Source organism: Xanthobacter sp. DMC12, assembly GCF_056314105.1.
This window is the reverse complement of record NZ_JBQUYZ010000004.1, coordinates 353,672-368,984: the sequence shown is the minus strand read 5'-3', so window position 1 is coordinate 368,984 and position 15,313 is coordinate 353,672. Positions and strand designations below refer to the sequence as shown.

Annotated in this window: 12 protein-coding genes; 7 read left to right on the top strand and 5 right to left on the bottom strand. The window is 65.3% G+C overall.

The window, feature by feature from the left end:
• The first annotated feature begins 184 nt into the window (after positions 1 to 184).
• The 7 genes from ACT535_RS17215 (at position 185) to ACT535_RS17185 (ending at position 7,792) form a co-directional block, all read left to right on the top strand.
• Positions 185 to 1,864: a carbohydrate porin gene (locus tag ACT535_RS17215; RefSeq protein WP_476365354.1), complete on the top strand. Its 1,680-nt coding sequence runs from the start codon at positions 185 to 187 to the stop codon at positions 1,862 to 1,864.
• Between the two features lie 162 nt (positions 1,865 to 2,026).
• Entirely contained in the window at positions 2,027 to 3,226 is a 1,200-nt protein-coding gene (locus tag ACT535_RS17210; protein ID WP_476365353.1) for an NAD(P)/FAD-dependent oxidoreductase, read from the top strand.
• 32 nt (positions 3,227 to 3,258) lie between these two features.
• Positions 3,259 to 4,071 carry an SDR family NAD(P)-dependent oxidoreductase gene (locus ACT535_RS17205; protein WP_476365352.1) on the top strand — a complete coding sequence of 271 codons (813 nt, stop codon included), beginning with the start codon at positions 3,259 to 3,261 and terminating at the stop codon, positions 4,069 to 4,071.
• A gap of 166 nt (positions 4,072 to 4,237) precedes the next feature.
• Positions 4,238 to 4,921 (top strand): hypothetical protein, encoded by a 684-nt coding sequence (locus ACT535_RS17200; RefSeq protein ID WP_210254558.1) that lies wholly within the window; start codon positions 4,238 to 4,240, stop codon positions 4,919 to 4,921.
• Positions 4,922 to 4,931: 10 nt separating this feature from the next.
• Positions 4,932 to 5,888 carry an alpha/beta hydrolase gene (locus tag ACT535_RS17195; protein WP_476365351.1) on the top strand — a complete coding sequence of 319 codons (957 nt, stop codon included), beginning with the start codon at positions 4,932 to 4,934 and terminating at the stop codon, positions 5,886 to 5,888.
• Positions 5,889 to 5,933: 45 nt separating this feature from the next.
• Positions 5,934 to 6,794 carry an SDR family NAD(P)-dependent oxidoreductase gene (locus ACT535_RS17190; RefSeq protein ID WP_476365350.1) on the top strand — a complete coding sequence of 287 codons (861 nt, stop codon included), beginning with the start codon at positions 5,934 to 5,936 and terminating at the stop codon, positions 6,792 to 6,794.
• Between the two features lie 278 nt (positions 6,795 to 7,072).
• Positions 7,073 to 7,792, top strand: a complete 720-nt coding sequence (locus ACT535_RS17185) for a TetR/AcrR family transcriptional regulator (RefSeq protein ID WP_476365349.1) — start codon at positions 7,073 to 7,075, stop codon at positions 7,790 to 7,792.
• A gap of 120 nt (positions 7,793 to 7,912) precedes the next feature.
• Here ACT535_RS17185 and ACT535_RS17180 read toward each other — a convergent pair whose 3' ends face one another.
• From ACT535_RS17180 to ACT535_RS17160, 5 genes are all read right to left on the bottom strand, one after another.
• Positions 7,913 to 9,490, bottom strand: coding sequence for an FAD-dependent oxidoreductase (locus tag ACT535_RS17180; protein WP_476365457.1), 1,578 nt, complete (start codon positions 9,488 to 9,490; stop codon positions 7,913 to 7,915).
• 267 nt (positions 9,491 to 9,757) lie between these two features.
• Positions 9,758 to 10,792: a 4-hydroxy-2-oxovalerate aldolase gene (gene dmpG / locus ACT535_RS17175; protein WP_476365348.1), complete on the bottom strand. Its 1,035-nt coding sequence runs from the start codon at positions 10,790 to 10,792 to the stop codon at positions 9,758 to 9,760.
• A 12-nt stretch (positions 10,793 to 10,804) separates the two neighbouring features.
• Positions 10,805 to 11,737, bottom strand: a complete 933-nt coding sequence (locus ACT535_RS17170) for an acetaldehyde dehydrogenase (acetylating) (protein ID WP_476365347.1) — start codon at positions 11,735 to 11,737, stop codon at positions 10,805 to 10,807.
• 292 nt (positions 11,738 to 12,029) lie between these two features.
• The gene (locus ACT535_RS17165; RefSeq protein WP_476365456.1) at positions 12,030 to 13,931 is read right to left on the bottom strand and encodes a flavin-containing monooxygenase; all 1,902 of its coding nucleotides are present in this window, start codon (positions 13,929 to 13,931) and stop codon (positions 12,030 to 12,032) included.
• 153 nt (positions 13,932 to 14,084) lie between these two features.
• The gene (locus tag ACT535_RS17160; RefSeq protein ID WP_476365346.1) at positions 14,085 to 15,308 is read right to left on the bottom strand and encodes an NADH:flavin oxidoreductase; all 1,224 of its coding nucleotides are present in this window, start codon (positions 15,306 to 15,308) and stop codon (positions 14,085 to 14,087) included.
• Positions 15,309 to 15,313: the final 5 nt, after the last annotated feature.

The following is a 15,313-nucleotide window of genomic DNA, read 5'->3' as shown; positions in this document are numbered from 1 at the left end:
TTTCGCTGAGCGGCTCGCGGGAAGTGATGTTGTTCCGGGATCGCCAGATAACGAGCGGGCCGGAGGGGGCGGGCAGTCGCGACACTAATTTCATCGGGTGGGTTGGGCCGTCGCGGTCACGACCGGAGCCCGGTCGTCTTTGGGTTCAGCGATTGCTTAAAGAAAAACTTGAACGGAGGGCGTCGTGGTGAAGGACTTCACGGGTAGTCGGCCGATTTTGGAAGCGGCAATCCCTCATTCGCCTTGTGGGGTGAGCGGCGCGGCACAGGTTCGGCCAGTGCCGGCGTGCTCAGTGGCTCTTGCGGTCGCCTTCTGTATTGCCGGGGCTCTGCCCGCGGGCGCGCAACAGGCCGCCTCCACGAACGCATCCGGCCAGCAGGCCGCCTCGGCGCCGGCAGACGCGGGCGCGGCCACGCCCCCGAAGACACAGAAGAAGAAGTCCGCAAAGGCTTCTTCGGGCAATCAGGCGGCGGCCCCTTCACAGAACGGGAAGGCCGCCGCCGCGCGCGCCGCCCTCGGTCTCCCGCCGGACTTCAAGCTTTCGGATGCCGATGTCGATCGCATTCTAGCTATGAATGAGGGGGTTTCACGCCTCAACAAATACAGCATCAAGGGTCTGAACATCCCGTACCCGGGGTTCGAGGACTCAGTTCTGCAAGACTACGGTGGCTGGCGGTCCGCGTTGGCGGAGCAGGGTTTCGGCGTGGTCGCGAACATCACGTCGATCGGGGCCTTCAACACGCTCGCTGTGCCACGTAACGGCCCCGGTCCAATCCTCGACACCGGCCTGCCAAGCAACCAGCAATATTGGGGGCAGCAGCCGTCGGGCCTCGCCATCGGAACCGCCTACCTCACCTACGACACCAGTCGATGGGGCGTTCCGGATGGCCAGATACTGGTCGCAGGTGTGGGCAGTATTAGCAGCTGGGAACCTTATACAGCGAACTATCTCGGCCTCGGTGGCCTGTCCTGGTACCAGACGCTGTTCGACAAGAAGCTTGAGATCAAGATCGGCTACGTCTCCAATGCGGTGGAGTGGATCGGCGCCTTCATCGGCGGTAATCTTGCGAGCCCGCTCGGTGTGTCGGCCAGCATCCCTTATGAGATGGGCCTTTCGGCAGCTCCGATGAGTCAGCCGACGGCGCGCGTCACCTGGCACATCAACGAGGTGATCTACAACCAGGCCGGCATCATGCGTAGCCTTCCCATTGGCGGACCGACCTCCAGCCCGCTCTATGATAATGCCATCTATAATCCGACCGGGTTTGACTTTAATGTGCCAAATGGCGGCATGCTGTTGATGGATGAGGTCGGGCTTAAAATTCCGGCGCTCCCCGGCGTCTACGGAACTTGGATCCGTGGCGGTGTGATGTATAACGACTCGACCTTCTTCAATTTCCAGAATGGCGGGACGAATACTGGCATCGGCGCGGGTTATATTCTTGGAGATATACAGGTTCTACAATTTGATCCAAGCTCCCTGTTTACCTCATATCGCGGAATGTACATCGGCGCGTCGGGCATGTGGGGTTCGGAAAGCAATCTGCCGTTCAGCGAGTATTATGAGGCGCGTGTATATTTCCTCGGACCTTTCGAGTCTCGTCCAAAGGATCAGCTGAGTTTCGTTTACAATTACAACGGGATCAGCAAATATGCCCGTGACTATGTAAACAAGTATTCAGCATATACGAATATATTTGCTAACACGACCAGTCAGAGCTATGTGATGACCTATACGGCTCATATGGCGCCGGGTGTGTATGCGACGTTGGGGCTGTCCTATACGGAAAATCCGAGCTTTACCTACACCAAGAACGAGGGAAGCTCGCTCAATCTGCTTGGCAGTCTTTTCCTCAACCTGTGATGCGAGGGGCAGGGCGGACAGGTGCCTTGCCTTTTTCATCCTTGTCCAGGGGGCGCGTGCCTTTCCAATGCCGCCAGCATGAAGCGAACGTTGCGTATGATTTCGTCCTCTGGCCCTTATGGCGGTGTTCAGGATGCGGCCCCTGGCCGCTCCCTCGTTATTGTGGGCGCCGGCCATGCCGGCGGCACGCTCGCTTCGCTGCTCCGGCAGCAGGGCTGGCGCGGTTCTTTGACCCTTGTGGGAGCCGAGCCGTATCATCCCTACCAGCGCCCGCCGCTGTCCAAGGCGTGGCTGAAAGGGGAGCTTGAGCCGGACGCGCTGATGCTGCGTACGCCGTCTTATTATGCGGAACAGGGTATCGCGCTGTGCCTTGGCCAGAGAGTGGAGGCGATCGACCGAACGGCGCGAGGTATTCGTCTCGCTGATGGCACGAGCCTGGCCTATGACATCCTGGTGCTGGCCACGGGCGTCAGGCCGCGCCGGCTAGCGGTGCCGGGGAGTGATCTCGCCGGCATCTTCATCCTGCGCACTCTGGCTGATGCCGATGCGCTGCGCGCGGCACTGGTGCCGGGGCGCCGCCTGGTCATCGTCGGCGGCGGCTACATCGGGCTTGAAGTGGCGGCCGCAGCACGCGCGTTGGGGCTCGAGGTGAGCGTGGTGGAACGCGAAGGGCGAGTGCTGGCGCGGGTGGCGAGCCCCGAGATCAGCGATTTCTATGCGGCGCTGCATGCGCGCCACGGTGTTTCGGTCCTATCCGGTGCGGGTGTGACGTGTATCGAGGGCAACGAAGGCCGCCTGACGGCGGTGCTGTGCGACGACGGGCGCCGGCTGGATGCGGACCTTGTGCTGCTGGGCGTCGGCGCGGAGCCAGAGAGCGACTTGGCGCAGTCCGCCGGGCTGGCCTGCCTTGGCGGGGTCGTGGTGGATTCCGATGGCGCTACCAGCGATCCACAGGTGTTCGCCATCGGCGACGTGACGTGCCGGCCCCTGCCGCGCGGCGGAGGCGCCGGGCGGCTTGAAAGCGTGCAGAGCGCCCTGGAGCAGGCCCGCCGCCTCGCCCTTCGCCTGTGCGGCAAGCCGCAGCCGGCGGAAGAAGTGCCCTGGTTCTGGTCCGACCAATATGACGTGAAGCTGCAGATTGCGGGCCTCATCTCCGGTGCCGCGCGCCGTGTGATGCGCGGTGCGCCGGAGGCCGGTCGGTTTGCCGTGTTCCACTTGGCGGACGATGGCGTCCTTCTGGCGGTGGAGGCGGTGAACATGCCGGCGGAATTCATGGCGGGGCGGCAATGGATCGGGCAGGGCCGGGCGCCCAGCGCGACGTGTCTCGCGGATGCCGGGTGTCCCATTCGCGATGCGGCCTGACCCCTCTGAGTACGCATTGCTGGAGAAGCGGGATGGAACGGCTCAAAGACAAGGTTGTGATCGTCACCGGGGGCGCCCGGGGCATGGGGGCCGAGACCTGCCGGCTCTTCGTGGCTGAAGGCGCGCGGGTGGTTGTGGCCGATGTGGCTGCGGCGGAAGGTGAGGCGTTGGCGGAGGCCCTCGGGCCCAATGCTGCCTTCCAGTCCCTGTCGGTCGCCGACGAGCGCGCCTGGGAGGCGGCGGTGGCCGAAACGGTGGCACGGTGGGGGCGCCTTGACGGGCTGGTCAACAATGCCGGCGTGGTCCATTTCGCCGATATCGAGCACCTGGAGACCGCCGATTTCGATCGCGTGATGGCCATCAACGTGAAGGGCGCTCTTCTCGGCATCAAGCACGCTGGGCGGGTGATGAAAGCGGCGCGTCGGGGCGCGATCGTCAACATCTCGTCCGTGGATGGCTTGCGGGGCAGTAACGGAGCCGCCGCTTATGTCGCGAGCAAATGGGCGCTGCGCGGGCTGACGCGGTCGGCGGCGCTGGAATATGGCCATCTCGGGGTGCGGGTGAATTCGCTCCACCCCGGCGGCATCGACACCTCCATGGGCAACCCCATGCGGTTCGAGGGTACGGCGCGCAATCGTGGATATGAGGGAGTTCCGCTGCAGCGGATCGGCGAGCCGCAGGAGGTCGCACAGGCAAGCCTTTTTCTCTGCTCGGACGAGGCATCCTACATCACCGGCGCGGAGCTTGCCGTGGACGGGGGCTGGTCTGCCGGCCACTACCACGCCGCGCTTCCCGGCGCGCCAGAGGCGCTGGCGGCCGCGTCAGGCTTTCGGCTGGCGGTGTGAGGCGAAGGTGTCGAGGCGCGTGACGAAAGCTATAATAAGTAAGTACAAACTAGTATAAGATGCGCCTCAGGGTGCGGAGACGAGCCACGAGCCCGGCATCTGATCTGCCGGCGACATTATCGGCCGGACCATCGAACCGGACCCAAGGCCCATGAGGAGGATGCCCATGAACATGGTCGCCGCGCCAACTGCCGCGCACGTTAGGCGCACGGTCAGCCACATCGCTCTGAACTATCGCAACCCCGACGAAGGCCCCCTGGCCGCGCGCCTGCTGGAGGTGCTGGGCTTCAGCGTGGTGCAGGACATCCCGTTGCCGGACGGCAGCCGCTTCTACCAGCTTCTCATTGATGCAACCGTCCCGACCCGTGCCGAGGGCATCGTCTACATGTCCGCCCTTCCGGCTGCCGATCGTGCGCTCTATGCCGCCATCCGCGAGGGGCTCGGCGTGGGGCGCGGTCATGAGCATCCTGCCGTCGCCTCATATCGTTCGGCTCAGGCGAGTGATCCGGAATACGGGTTCCATGTCGGTATCCTTGTGGAGTCGCTCGAGTGGATCGAGGACACCATGGCGAAGCTGAAGGCACTCGCCGAGAGCGACCGCCAGTTCAAGGGCCGCATCAACCTCCTGTGCAACCGCTCCCGCCGCGGCAGTCCGGAGGTGGATGCACGCCTCGACGCCTCGCCGTTGTTTGGCGCGACCCCGCGGGAGACCTATGGCCGCAATGCGGTGCAGGCCTTTGTGGAGACCGACATTTTCGCGGCTGGAGCGCTGGGCGAGAAGCTGGTGTTTGAGTTGGACTACGTGTTCCCGGGGTATCCCGACAACATGTTCACCAAGACCGAGCTGTGAGGTGTCGGGAATGACCCTCAATATTCATCCCCAACTGGCGCCGTTCATTGCCGGCGCCGCCCAGTTTCCAAAGGTGGAGAGCGTTCCTGTATCCACATTGCGGGATTTAGTGCGGCAGGCCACGGCTTTCTTTCCGCAGGTCCAGCTGCCCATCGGTGCGGTGTCCGAACGCACCATCGCCGGGCCGGTGGGCGCGCTGCGCTTGCGCATTTACACGCCGGCCACCGGCACCCCCGCGCCGATGCTCGTGTATTTCCATGGCGGCGGCTGGGTGGTGGGCGACCTCGACACCCAGGACATGATCTGTCGGGGCCTGTGCCACGCTGCGGAAAGTGTGGTGGTCTCCGTCGATTACCGCCTCGCCCCCGAGCATCCTTTTCCGGCCGCGCCGGATGATTGCTGGGCCGCCACCCTCTGGGCGGCGGCCCATGCGCAGGAGATCGGCGGGACGCCCGGCCTGCTCGCCGTGGCCGGCGACAGCGCTGGCGCGGTGCTGGCGGCAGGCGTCGCCCTGCGTGCACGGGATGCGGGCGGCCCGGCGCTGTGCGCCCAGCTGCTGCTCTACGGCTCCTGCAACTACCCCTCGCAGGAAACCGCCTCCATGCGGGAATTGAAGGATGCGCCGATCCTGAGCGCGTCCGACATCCATTTCTTCTGGCGGCACTATCTGGCGAACCCCGAAGTCTCCCAGCACGACCCCCTGGCGTCGCCTGCCCGCGCGGCCTCCCATGCCGGGCTACCGCCGGCCTTCGTCCAGACCGCGGAGATCGATCCCTCGCGCGACGATGCCGAGCGATATGGGCAGCTTCTGGTGGCGGCAGGTGTGCCTGTGCTGACGCGCCGGTACACGGGAATGGTGCACGGCTTCGTGTCGTGGCTCGGCCTCATCGATGGGGCGCAGGCCGCCATCGACGACGCAGGCGATTGGCTGAAGGTCCGCTTCGCAGCGGCGGCCGCCGGACGGTGACACGCAAGCCCCCGACCGGGGGCGCCAGCCATGCAGGAAGAGCACATGAGCATCGAGAGCGGGGATTTTGCCGGCGGCGTGGCCGTCATCACCGGCGCTGCGGCGGGCATTGGCGAGGGTCTCGCCCGGCGCGCCGGCGCCCTCGGGATGAAGGTCGTGGTCGCCGATATTTCGGGCGAGGGTGCGGAGGCCGTGGCGCAGGACCTCCGGGACCAGGGCGGCGAGGCCCTCGCAGTGCGTGTGGATGTCTCCCGCCCGGAGGAGCTTGACCGTCTCGCCGCCGAGGTGCACGCGCGCTTCGGCGACGTCCGGTTGCTGGTGAACAATGCCGGCATCGAAACCCTGGGCCTGACGTGGGAAATTCCGGCTGAACGCTGGGAGCGGACCCTCGACGTGAATATCCATGGGGTGGTCCACGGTGTACGCGCCTTCGCTCCGCGGATGCTGGCGAGCGGCCGGCCAGCCTGCATCGCCAACCTTGCCTCAGTGGGTTCGTTTGGGGTGATGCCGACCCAGACCGCCTACATCATGAGCAAGCACGCCATTCAGTCCTTCTCGGAGTGCCTTTATCTAGAGATGGAGATGACGGGCAAGCCGATCCAGGTCTCCACCATCGTCCCCGGCATGGTTAAGACTCGGATCTTCGAGGCAAGCGCGGGCGCGGGTGAGCCCGAGGGCGCAGCCCGGCATCGTGCCGTGATGCGGGATCTGATGGCGAGCTACGGCATGGACCTCGATGCGGCTTGCCGCATCATCTTCGACAAGCTCATGGCCGGTGCCTTCTGGATCGACACCCAGCCAGACATGACACGGGAGATGATCGACGGGCGTATCGCCTTCCTCACCCAGCGCGAGGCCCCGCAACTCGCGCCCGTCGCCCGGTCGATCCTTGGGCTGGACACCTGAAGGCGGACGGGTGCGGCTGCTCCGCTGGCGCCGGGGGTGAGGCGGCATGTTGTCCAAGGGTTTCCCTGGTCGTTCCGAGAGGGGCGGGCGCCTGTGGAGGGCGTCCGGCGAGGGGGCTTGCTCTGAGCCCGACAAACCGGTTGGTGATGGCTCACTCCATGATTGACACCGACTGGTCCAAGCCATGAGAAATAGGATGTACGATGTCATCGGCTCGCCTCGTTCGGCGCGTCGGTGCGATGACACCCTTTGCCTCTTGGATGGATCAGATCGTTTTGATGACACGCAAGCGCCTGCTTAAGGCCGATCGGCGCGCATCCATCTTGGACGCCGCCTCCAAGGTTTTCGCCGAACACGGGCGCGAGGGCGCCAAGACACAGCGGATCGCCGCCGAGGCGGGGGTGTCGGAAGCCCTCATCTTCCGCCACTTTCCCTCCAAGGACGCTCTCTATTGCGCGGTCCTGCGCAAGCTGATCCGCGACCAGGATGCCTCGTTCCGATCCATCGGGGTCATGACACCGGATGCACGCGGCCTAGTGTGGATGATGCGGGCTTATATGACCAATTGCGTGCGCGGGCTGGCACAGCCCAGCTCGGATAGCATCCGGGTCCTGTACGCTAGCCTTGCCGGCGACGGCCATTATGCGCGCCTCACCTACCGCCGGGCCATACGCCTCAGCCTCGCCCCGCTGAAGGCCGCGCTGGAAGGCGCGCGGACGGCCGGCGAGCTGGAAGGCGCGCCCATCGACGTCGCTAACGTGGTTGCTCTCATCGAGCATGTGGGATCGAACGTCTGCGTGGCGCGGGTCGGTGAGCGTCCGACCGTTCAGTATTCCGGCGACGATACCGAGCTTGTGCAGCAATTGGTGATGTTCTGCGGCCGCGGCATCGGCCTCAGGGAAGAGGCCATCCGGAAGTATCTGGCTGAACCGCCCGCCCCATTGGCAGTATCCGCCAAGGTGAAGCGCTCGGCGCGGAGCCGGCGGGTCTCTGCCTAGATTTCAACGCGGGTCAGGTCAATCCCTTGCGCGCGTCGGGGGGCACCCTGCTGTAGAGCGGGGTTGACCACGTTGCACTGCGGTCAGATGCGCCCCAGCCCGCAGGCCTGGCGGGGGCGGTTATGCATTAGCCTCCTGCCGCGCGCGAGCCGCCGCGGATCGGCCTGCTTCGCGCCCGAAGAAGGTGCAATCCGCGAGCGACAAGCCGGACGAATAGCCCCGGCCCCAACGCGGCAAGCCGCAGGTCGCGCGGCCGGCAGCGTAAAGTCCGGGAACGGGCGCCCCGGTGGGGTCCAGCACCTCGCCCGTCGGCCGTGTGTTGAGACCTCCCAGGGTAAAATATGAGAAGAACGAGTAGCCGATCTTCAGCTCCAGTGCGGCGAAGGGTCCCTCGGTCAAGGGCTTGAGCCATTTGGCGCCCTTATTCCACAGGGGATCGCGTCCCTGCGCGGCGTGGTGGTTGTAGACGTCCATGGTCGCGGTGAGGGTTCCGCGAACCATGCCGAGCTCGCCTTCGACTTCCATCCAAGTCTCGCCGGTGGCAGCGATGTCGATCTTCGCCAGTTCCATCGGTCGATTGAATAGCGCGTTGTCCACGAGGAGATAGACGCTGTCCCCGGGCTGATCGGCAATGAGGCGGCTGACCCGCCCATGGTAGCAGTCCTCATTGATGAACCGCTGGCCCTTGCTGTTCACAAATACACCCTTGACCAGGCTTTCCGGAGGATACCAAGGGCATGTCGTAAAGAACTCGTCCATATGGATTGCGTCGCCGCCGACGCTGAGACCCATGAGAATTCCCGATCCGTCGTCGGTTGCGCCGATTGGATTGCCCAGGCGAACAGCCTGTGGCGCGTAGCGTCGCACCATCTGCTCGTTCATGACGAAACCGCCGGTGCAGAGCACAACGCCACTCCGCGCACGCACGAACAGCTCATTTCCGTCGAGCCGCACCACCAGTCCGTGAACTGCCCTGTCCTCGTCGGCGATGAGGCACAGCACCCGGGCCGTGCAGTGAATCCCGATGCCGAGGCTCCGGCAGCGCGCCTCCAGCACATCCATCAGGAGGCGGCCCCCGCCCCACCCCTGCCACTGGACGACATGACCGCGCGGCGCGGGCTTGGCTGCTTCGGCGAACGGCCAAGCCTCCTCGCTGCCGCTCCAGATCAGGGTGTCGTCGGTCTCGGGTTCGATCAGCCTGCCCGGCAGATATGTACCCTTGTAAGGCACGCCCTGAGCAACCATCCACTCGTAGTGAGCCAAGCTGTTCTCAGAATAGATGCGGACCTTATCCACATCGGCCTGCGGGCCGCCGGCCATCACAAGATAGGCCTCCAGCGCCTCGGTGGTGTCGTCAAAACCGGCAGCGCGCTGGACAGGCGTGCCGCCGCTGCCTCCGAAATAGATCTCCCCGCCGGAGAGCGCCGAAGCGCCTCCGCTCCCGGCGCTGACCTCGAACAGCATCACCTGGGCCCCTACGGAGGCCGCCTCAATGGCGGCGCTCGCGCCGGCGGCCCCAAACCCCACGATGGCGACGTCGGTTTCGAGGCTCCATCGTCCCACCCTGCTCACGGGGAATGCACGGTTCGGCGCATATCGGTGTGCACTCACAGCATTCTCCTTGCCATTTGAGCCTCGCCCAGCTCGGATCACCTTCGGCGCGCAGGCACCCGCGGCACTCAGGCCCGGCGGCAGCATCCCGGCGAGAATGCGCAGATCTGAGACTGCAGTCGCCTGAGGCGGCGTTGACTCCCGTCTGGCACGCACCGCTTCAGACACCGGGGGACGGCGTGATCCAATTAGGCGGTACGGCGACGATCGGCTTCGCTGTGGAACGAGCTGACCGTCGGGCTCAGCAACCGGGGTAAAAGAAGAAAAATGGGCCGAGCGCCGATGATACGCCCGGCCCAGGAGGTCCGCATCGCACGGGAGGAGGGATGTGCGGCGGAACGGACAAGCTTGCCCTCAGGCCGCCGGGGACAAGCCGCGGGATGAGAGGTCGAGCGCCACGTCAACGATCATGTCTTCCTGCCCGCCCACCATCTTGCGCCGGCCGAGCTCGATGAGGATCTCGCGCGCATCGATGCCATAGGTGCCGGCCGCCTTCTCGGCGTGGCGCAGGAAGCTGGAATAGACCCCGGCATAGCCCAGGGAGAGGCTTTCCCGGTCAACCCGCACCGGGCGATCCTGCAGCGGACGCACCAAATTGTCGGCCGCGTCCATCAGCTTGAACAGGTTGCAGCCATGCGCGTAGCCCATGCGGTCGAGCACGGCGATGAGTGCCTCAATGGGAGCATTCCCCGCGCCCGCTCCCATGCCCGCCAGGGAGGCGTCGACCCGCGCGGCGCCGTGCTGGACGGCAACGACGGCATTGGCCACGCCGAGCGTGAGGTTGTGATGGGTGTGGATGCCCACCTGCGTCTCGGGCTTCAGCTCGCCGCGGAAGGCCTTGATGCGCTCGGACACTCCTTCCATCAGCAGCGCGCCGGCGGAATCCACCACATAGACGCACTGGGCGCCGTAGCTCTCCATCAGCTTTGCCTGTTCCACCAGCTGGCCGGCCGGCAGCATGTGGGCCATCATCAAAAAGCCCACCGTGTCGAAGCCCAGCTCGCGGGCATAGGCGATGTGCTGGCGCGCCACGTCCGCCTCGGTGCAATGGGTGGCGATGCGCACGCTGCGCGCTCCCGCCTCATAGGCGGCCTTCAGGTCGTCCTTGGTGCCGACGCCGGGCAGCAGCAGAACCGCCACCTTGGCGTGGTTGAGTGCGCCCGCCACGGCGGCGATCCAATCAAGATCGGTGTGGCGGCCGAAGCCATAGTTGAAGGTGCCTCCCGACAGGCCGTCGCCGTGGGAGATTTCCACGGAATCCACCCGGGCCTCGTCCAGCGCACGGGCGATCTGTGCCACCGTGTCGAGGCTGTATTGGTGGCGCAGCGCGTGCATGCCGTCGCGCAGGGTAACGTCCTGGATGTAGAGCTTGCCGGTCGTGGCAGTCATGGTGACGCTCCTTCACGCCTTGTGGCGACGCTCGACCCAGCGGTCGGCGGTGGCCATGGCGGCCGAGGTCATGATGTCGAGGTTGCCCGCATAGGCGGGCAGGTAATGCGCGGCGCCTTCCACCTCCAGGAAGATGGAGGATTTGAGCCCCTCGAAGGTGCCGTAGCCGGGGATCACGAGCGGTGCGTTGCCGCCGATATGCTCGAACTGCACCTTCTGCTTCAGCCGGTAGCCGGGCACATAGGTCTGCACGTCCTTCACCATGGCCTCCACCGAAGCGGCGATGGCCTCGGGCTCGGCCCCCTGGGAGAAGGTGAAGACAGTATCGCGCATGATGAGCGGCGGCTCTGCGGGATTGAGCACGATCACCGCCTTGCCGCGGGCGGCACCGCCCACGGTCTCGATGGCGCGGGCCGTGGTCTGGGTGAATTCGTCGATATTGGCGCGGGTACCGGGCCCGGCCGATTTCGAGGAGATGGAAGCAACGATCTCCGCATAGGGCAGGGCGCGCGAGACGCGGCGCACCGCATGGACCATGGGAATGGTGGCCTGACCGCCGCAGGTCACCATGTTGACGTTGGGCTGGTCCAGGTGGTCGTCGAGATTGACCGGGGGAACCGTATAGGGGCCGATGGCGGCCGGAGTGAGGTCGATGACCTGCTTGCCCGCCGCCACCGCCACGGCGGAGTGGGCCTTGTGAGCATAGGCCGACGTGGCGTCGAACACGATGGCGATGTCGTTCCACTCGGGCAGGCGCACCAGCCCGTCCACACCCTCCGCGGTGGTCGCGATGCCGAGGCGCCGGGCGCGAGCTAGGCCATCCGAGGCGGGGTCGATGCCCACCATGGCGCCCATCTCGAGATGCCGGGCGCTGCGCATGATCTTGATCATCAGGTCGGTGCCAATGTTACCCGAACCGATGATTGCCACTTTCACCTTTCCCAAGGCGTCCCCCACTGCTTTGGCTGGTCCCGCGGGCGCGGCCCGGCTCCCCGGCAGGGGTGAAGGCGCGGGCATCGCTGAATCGAGATGGAGGGCGCCTAGGCCGGTTCGTGGCCCCATCTTTCAACTCCAGAGTCTTGCATAAATACGCAAATGTCAATTATAAATAACATGTATGCCTAATATTCGTATTAAAATGATTTCAATAATACGTATATCTGCACCGGTTGCGGTCATCCACCGGCGCCGCCCCGCGCGGGGCACGGCGGCGCCCTCGTGATTGGAGCCCGGAAATTCAGCGCAGCGTAAAGTCTTCCAGCCGGGGGGTGCGGGTCATGGTCCAGTAGTCCACGAGCCGATAGGGGCTGGCGAGGATGACGCGGCCTTTGCTGTTCTTGTGGTAGCTGTGCACCTTTGGATGGGCCCACACCATGCCCTTCATCACGCGCTCCACATCGGCGTGGAATGCGTCAGCCGCTGCCTGGGTCGGTTCGATGGTGGAGGCATGACGGGCCAGCATGGCGTCGAGGCAGGCGATGATGTAGTGGACCTGCGCTTCGACGATGAGGTTCACGCCCGCGGCATGGGCCGGGCCTGTACTGGGGCCGACGGTCAGGAAGTAGTTCGGATAGCCCGGCACCGCGACGCCGAGATAGCCACGCGGGTCGTCCTCGCCCCATTCGGCGCCGAGGCTGCGACCGTCACGGCCGATGATGTTCATCTTGCCGACCATCCGCGCGATTTCAAAACCGGTGGCGCAGATGATCACGTCCACCGGAATTTCGCGGCCGTCCTTCATGACGATGGCATCGGCGGAGATGTGGTCGATGGGCGTATCCTCAAGGCTCACATTGTCCCGTTTGAGGGTGGTGAACCAATCCACGTCCATGACGATGCGCTTGCCGAAGACCGGATAGTCCGGCTTCAGCTTCTCAATCAGGTCCGGCCGGTCGCCCAGCTTGGTGGTGAGGTTCCAGAGGCAGTATTGCCGCACCCGCTCGTTGCGCTCGGAGACGGAGACATCCTGGTGGGGCCATTCCGGGTCGACCTGGCTGTCGGGATACAGTCCATCGGCGGTGAACCAATAGGTGCGGAAGCGGAACCATTCCGCATAATGGGGAATGTGGCGCAACGCCCAGCGTACCCCGTCCGGGACCGGCAGCCGCTGGTAGGGCAGGGCCCAATGGCGCGCGCGCTGGAAAACGGTCAGATGGGCGGCCTCCGGCGCCACGGTCGGGCCGACCTGGGCGGCGCTGGCTCCGGTGCCGATGAGGGCGATGCGCTTGCCCTTGAGCTCAAGCGTCGGGTCCCAGCCGGCGGTATGCACCACGCGGCCCTTGAAGTCTTCGAGGCCCGGGATCTTCGGCAGGGACCAGCGGTTCAACACGCCGTGGCAGTTGATGACGGCATTGGCGCGGATCTCGCGCCGGCCTTCGGGGCCCTCCACGGTCACGCGCCAGAGGCTCTCCGTCGCATCAAAGATGCATTCGGTCACCCGCGTCTGGAAGCGGATGTGGGAGCGCAATTCATACTTTTCAGCCACGCGTCGCAGGTAAGCCTGAACTTCATGGCCAAGGGGAATGTAGTGGGTCCAGTCGGGGTTGAGCTCGAAGGAATAGGAATAGAAGTGGCTGGGCGTGTCCACGGCGACGCCGGGGTAGATGTTCTCCAGCCATGTGCCGCCCACATCGGCGTTCTTTTCAATAATCTCGTAGTCATAGCCCGCTTCCGCGAGCTTCAACCCCGCGAGCATGCCGGTGAGCCCGGCGCCGATGACGAGGACCTTGAACGTGTCCGGCGGCGCCGCGCGGCCGGGCTTGTTGCGCAGCGGCTCCGGCTTCTCGAAGCCCATCTGTTCCAGAAGAAGCGGGATGAATTCGTCGGCGACAGGCTCGCCAACGTTCGCTTCCATCAACCGCCTCAGCGCCTGCGGCGCGAAGGACCGCTCCGCCGGGGGCGGCGACTGGGTGAGCAGCGCGAAGAGGGCCTGCTCGACATCGGCCCGCGCCTCGGGCGATGCGGGCAGCACCTCGGGATTGTAAGGCGACCCCAGGTGCTGGGCATGGCGATCGAGGACCGATTCATCGCCGCTATACTGGACCAGAACCATGACGAGGGTCGCAAAGTCCGCGACGGCGAGCGCTTCACGCAGCGCCGCCGGATCGGCGATCGGAAGGGCGGGAAGCTGGGTGTGCATGGTCACGGCGTCGGTCCTCCATATTTTATTTAGTAAATAATTACTAACTTATCCGGCTGGGCGTCAATCCGCCTCCGCGGGGAAGCGCTTTTCCCGGCGAAGGGCCGCCGCTGTCGCCGCCCCCCAAATGTCACACGGCTGCGGCGGGCGGGTTCAGGCCACCGCCGGCTGCGCGTTCAGCGCCGGGTCGTTGGGCTCGTGCAGCGCGCAGGAGGTTCCGCCGGGGGAATACATGCTCACGGTGCACAGGTTGCAGGCATTGCAGCCCGACTGCAGGGCGCTGCCATCCTGGAGGCGGGCGACGAAGGCGTTGTCGAACAGAAGCGCCCGCCCCACCGCCACCGTGTCGAATCCCGCCGCCATCGCGTCCAGGACATTGCGCAGGGACTGGATGCCGCCGAGATAGGCGAGGGGTACCTGCACCGCCTTGCGCACCTTGCGGGCGTGGCCGAGGGAATAGAGTTCGCGGAACGGCGCCGCCTTCGGTTCGGTCAGCGCCTGCAGCTTCATTCCGATGGCGACGATGCGGTTGTCCGGCCTCGGCATCTTGTCGCGCGGAATGGGGGAGCCAAACATGGTGGTGATGGCTTCGATGTTGAGGCCTGCACTCAGCACCAGCATGTGCGCGCCCGCCGCCTCCAGAGCCCGGGCGATGGCGATGCCATCCTCCACCGTGTTGCCGCCCTTCGCCCCGTCGATGACACTGTATTTGCAGACGACGCCCATCTCGTGGCCCACCGCGTCCAGCACGCGCTGCAGCACCTCCACGGGAAAGCGGGTGCGGTTCTCCACGCTGCCGCCATAGGCGTCGCGCCGCTTGTTGTAGAGGGGAGTGAGGAACTGGCTGAGCAGGTAGCCGTGGCCCATGTGGATCTCTACGGCGTCGAATCCCGCTTCCCGAGCAAGACGGGCGGCACGCACGAATTCCCCCGCGACCTGGGCCATGTCGCGCGGGTCCATGGCCCGGCGGAACAGTTTGCCGCTCAGCACGCCGACCTTGTTGAAGCCACCGCTGGAGGACAGCGGGCTGCCGCTATCCAGCTCGCGCAGGAAGGTGAAGCAGCCGCCGTGGGTGATCTGCGCGCTGGCGGCAGCGCCGTGGCGGTGCACCGCATCGGTCAGTGCGCGATAGTGGGGCACGGTCTGCGGGGTGAGCACCGCCTGATCGACGAAGGTCCGCCCGTCCGGGCTCACCGCGCAATAGGCGACGGTGGTCATGGCGGTGCCGCCGGCTGCGATGGATTCATGCAACCGCACCAAAGATCTGGATGGAACGCCCTGGGGCGACATGCCCTCGTTGGTGGCGGCTTTGACGAACCGGTTGCGCAGGGTGAGCGGCCCGATCCGCACCGGGCTGAAGGGGGAAGGGGCAGTCATGGGAT

Excerpts from the sequence above, each read along its gene's own strand:
- ACT535_RS17180 (WP_476365457.1), bottom strand. The coding sequence starts at position 9,490 with ATGCTGCCGCCGGGCCTGAGTGCCGCGGGTGCCTGCGCGCCGAAGGTG.
- dmpG (WP_476365348.1), bottom strand. The coding sequence starts at position 10,792 with ATGACTGCCACGACCGGCAAGCTCTACATCCAGGACGTTACCCTGCGC.
- ACT535_RS17185 (WP_476365349.1), top strand. The coding sequence starts at position 7,073 with ATGACACGCAAGCGCCTGCTTAAGGCCGATCGGCGCGCATCCATCTTG.
- ACT535_RS17195 (WP_476365351.1), top strand. The coding sequence starts at position 4,932 with ATGACCCTCAATATTCATCCCCAACTGGCGCCGTTCATTGCCGGCGCC.
- ACT535_RS17205 (WP_476365352.1), top strand. The coding sequence starts at position 3,259 with ATGGAACGGCTCAAAGACAAGGTTGTGATCGTCACCGGGGGCGCCCGG.
- ACT535_RS17190 (WP_476365350.1), top strand. The coding sequence starts at position 5,934 with ATGAGCATCGAGAGCGGGGATTTTGCCGGCGGCGTGGCCGTCATCACC.
- ACT535_RS17200 (WP_210254558.1), top strand. The coding sequence starts at position 4,238 with ATGAACATGGTCGCCGCGCCAACTGCCGCGCACGTTAGGCGCACGGTC.
- ACT535_RS17160 (WP_476365346.1), bottom strand. The coding sequence starts at position 15,308 with ATGACTGCCCCTTCCCCCTTCAGCCCGGTGCGGATCGGGCCGCTCACC.
- ACT535_RS17165 (WP_476365456.1), bottom strand. The coding sequence starts at position 13,931 with ATGCACACCCAGCTTCCCGCCCTTCCGATCGCCGATCCGGCGGCGCTG.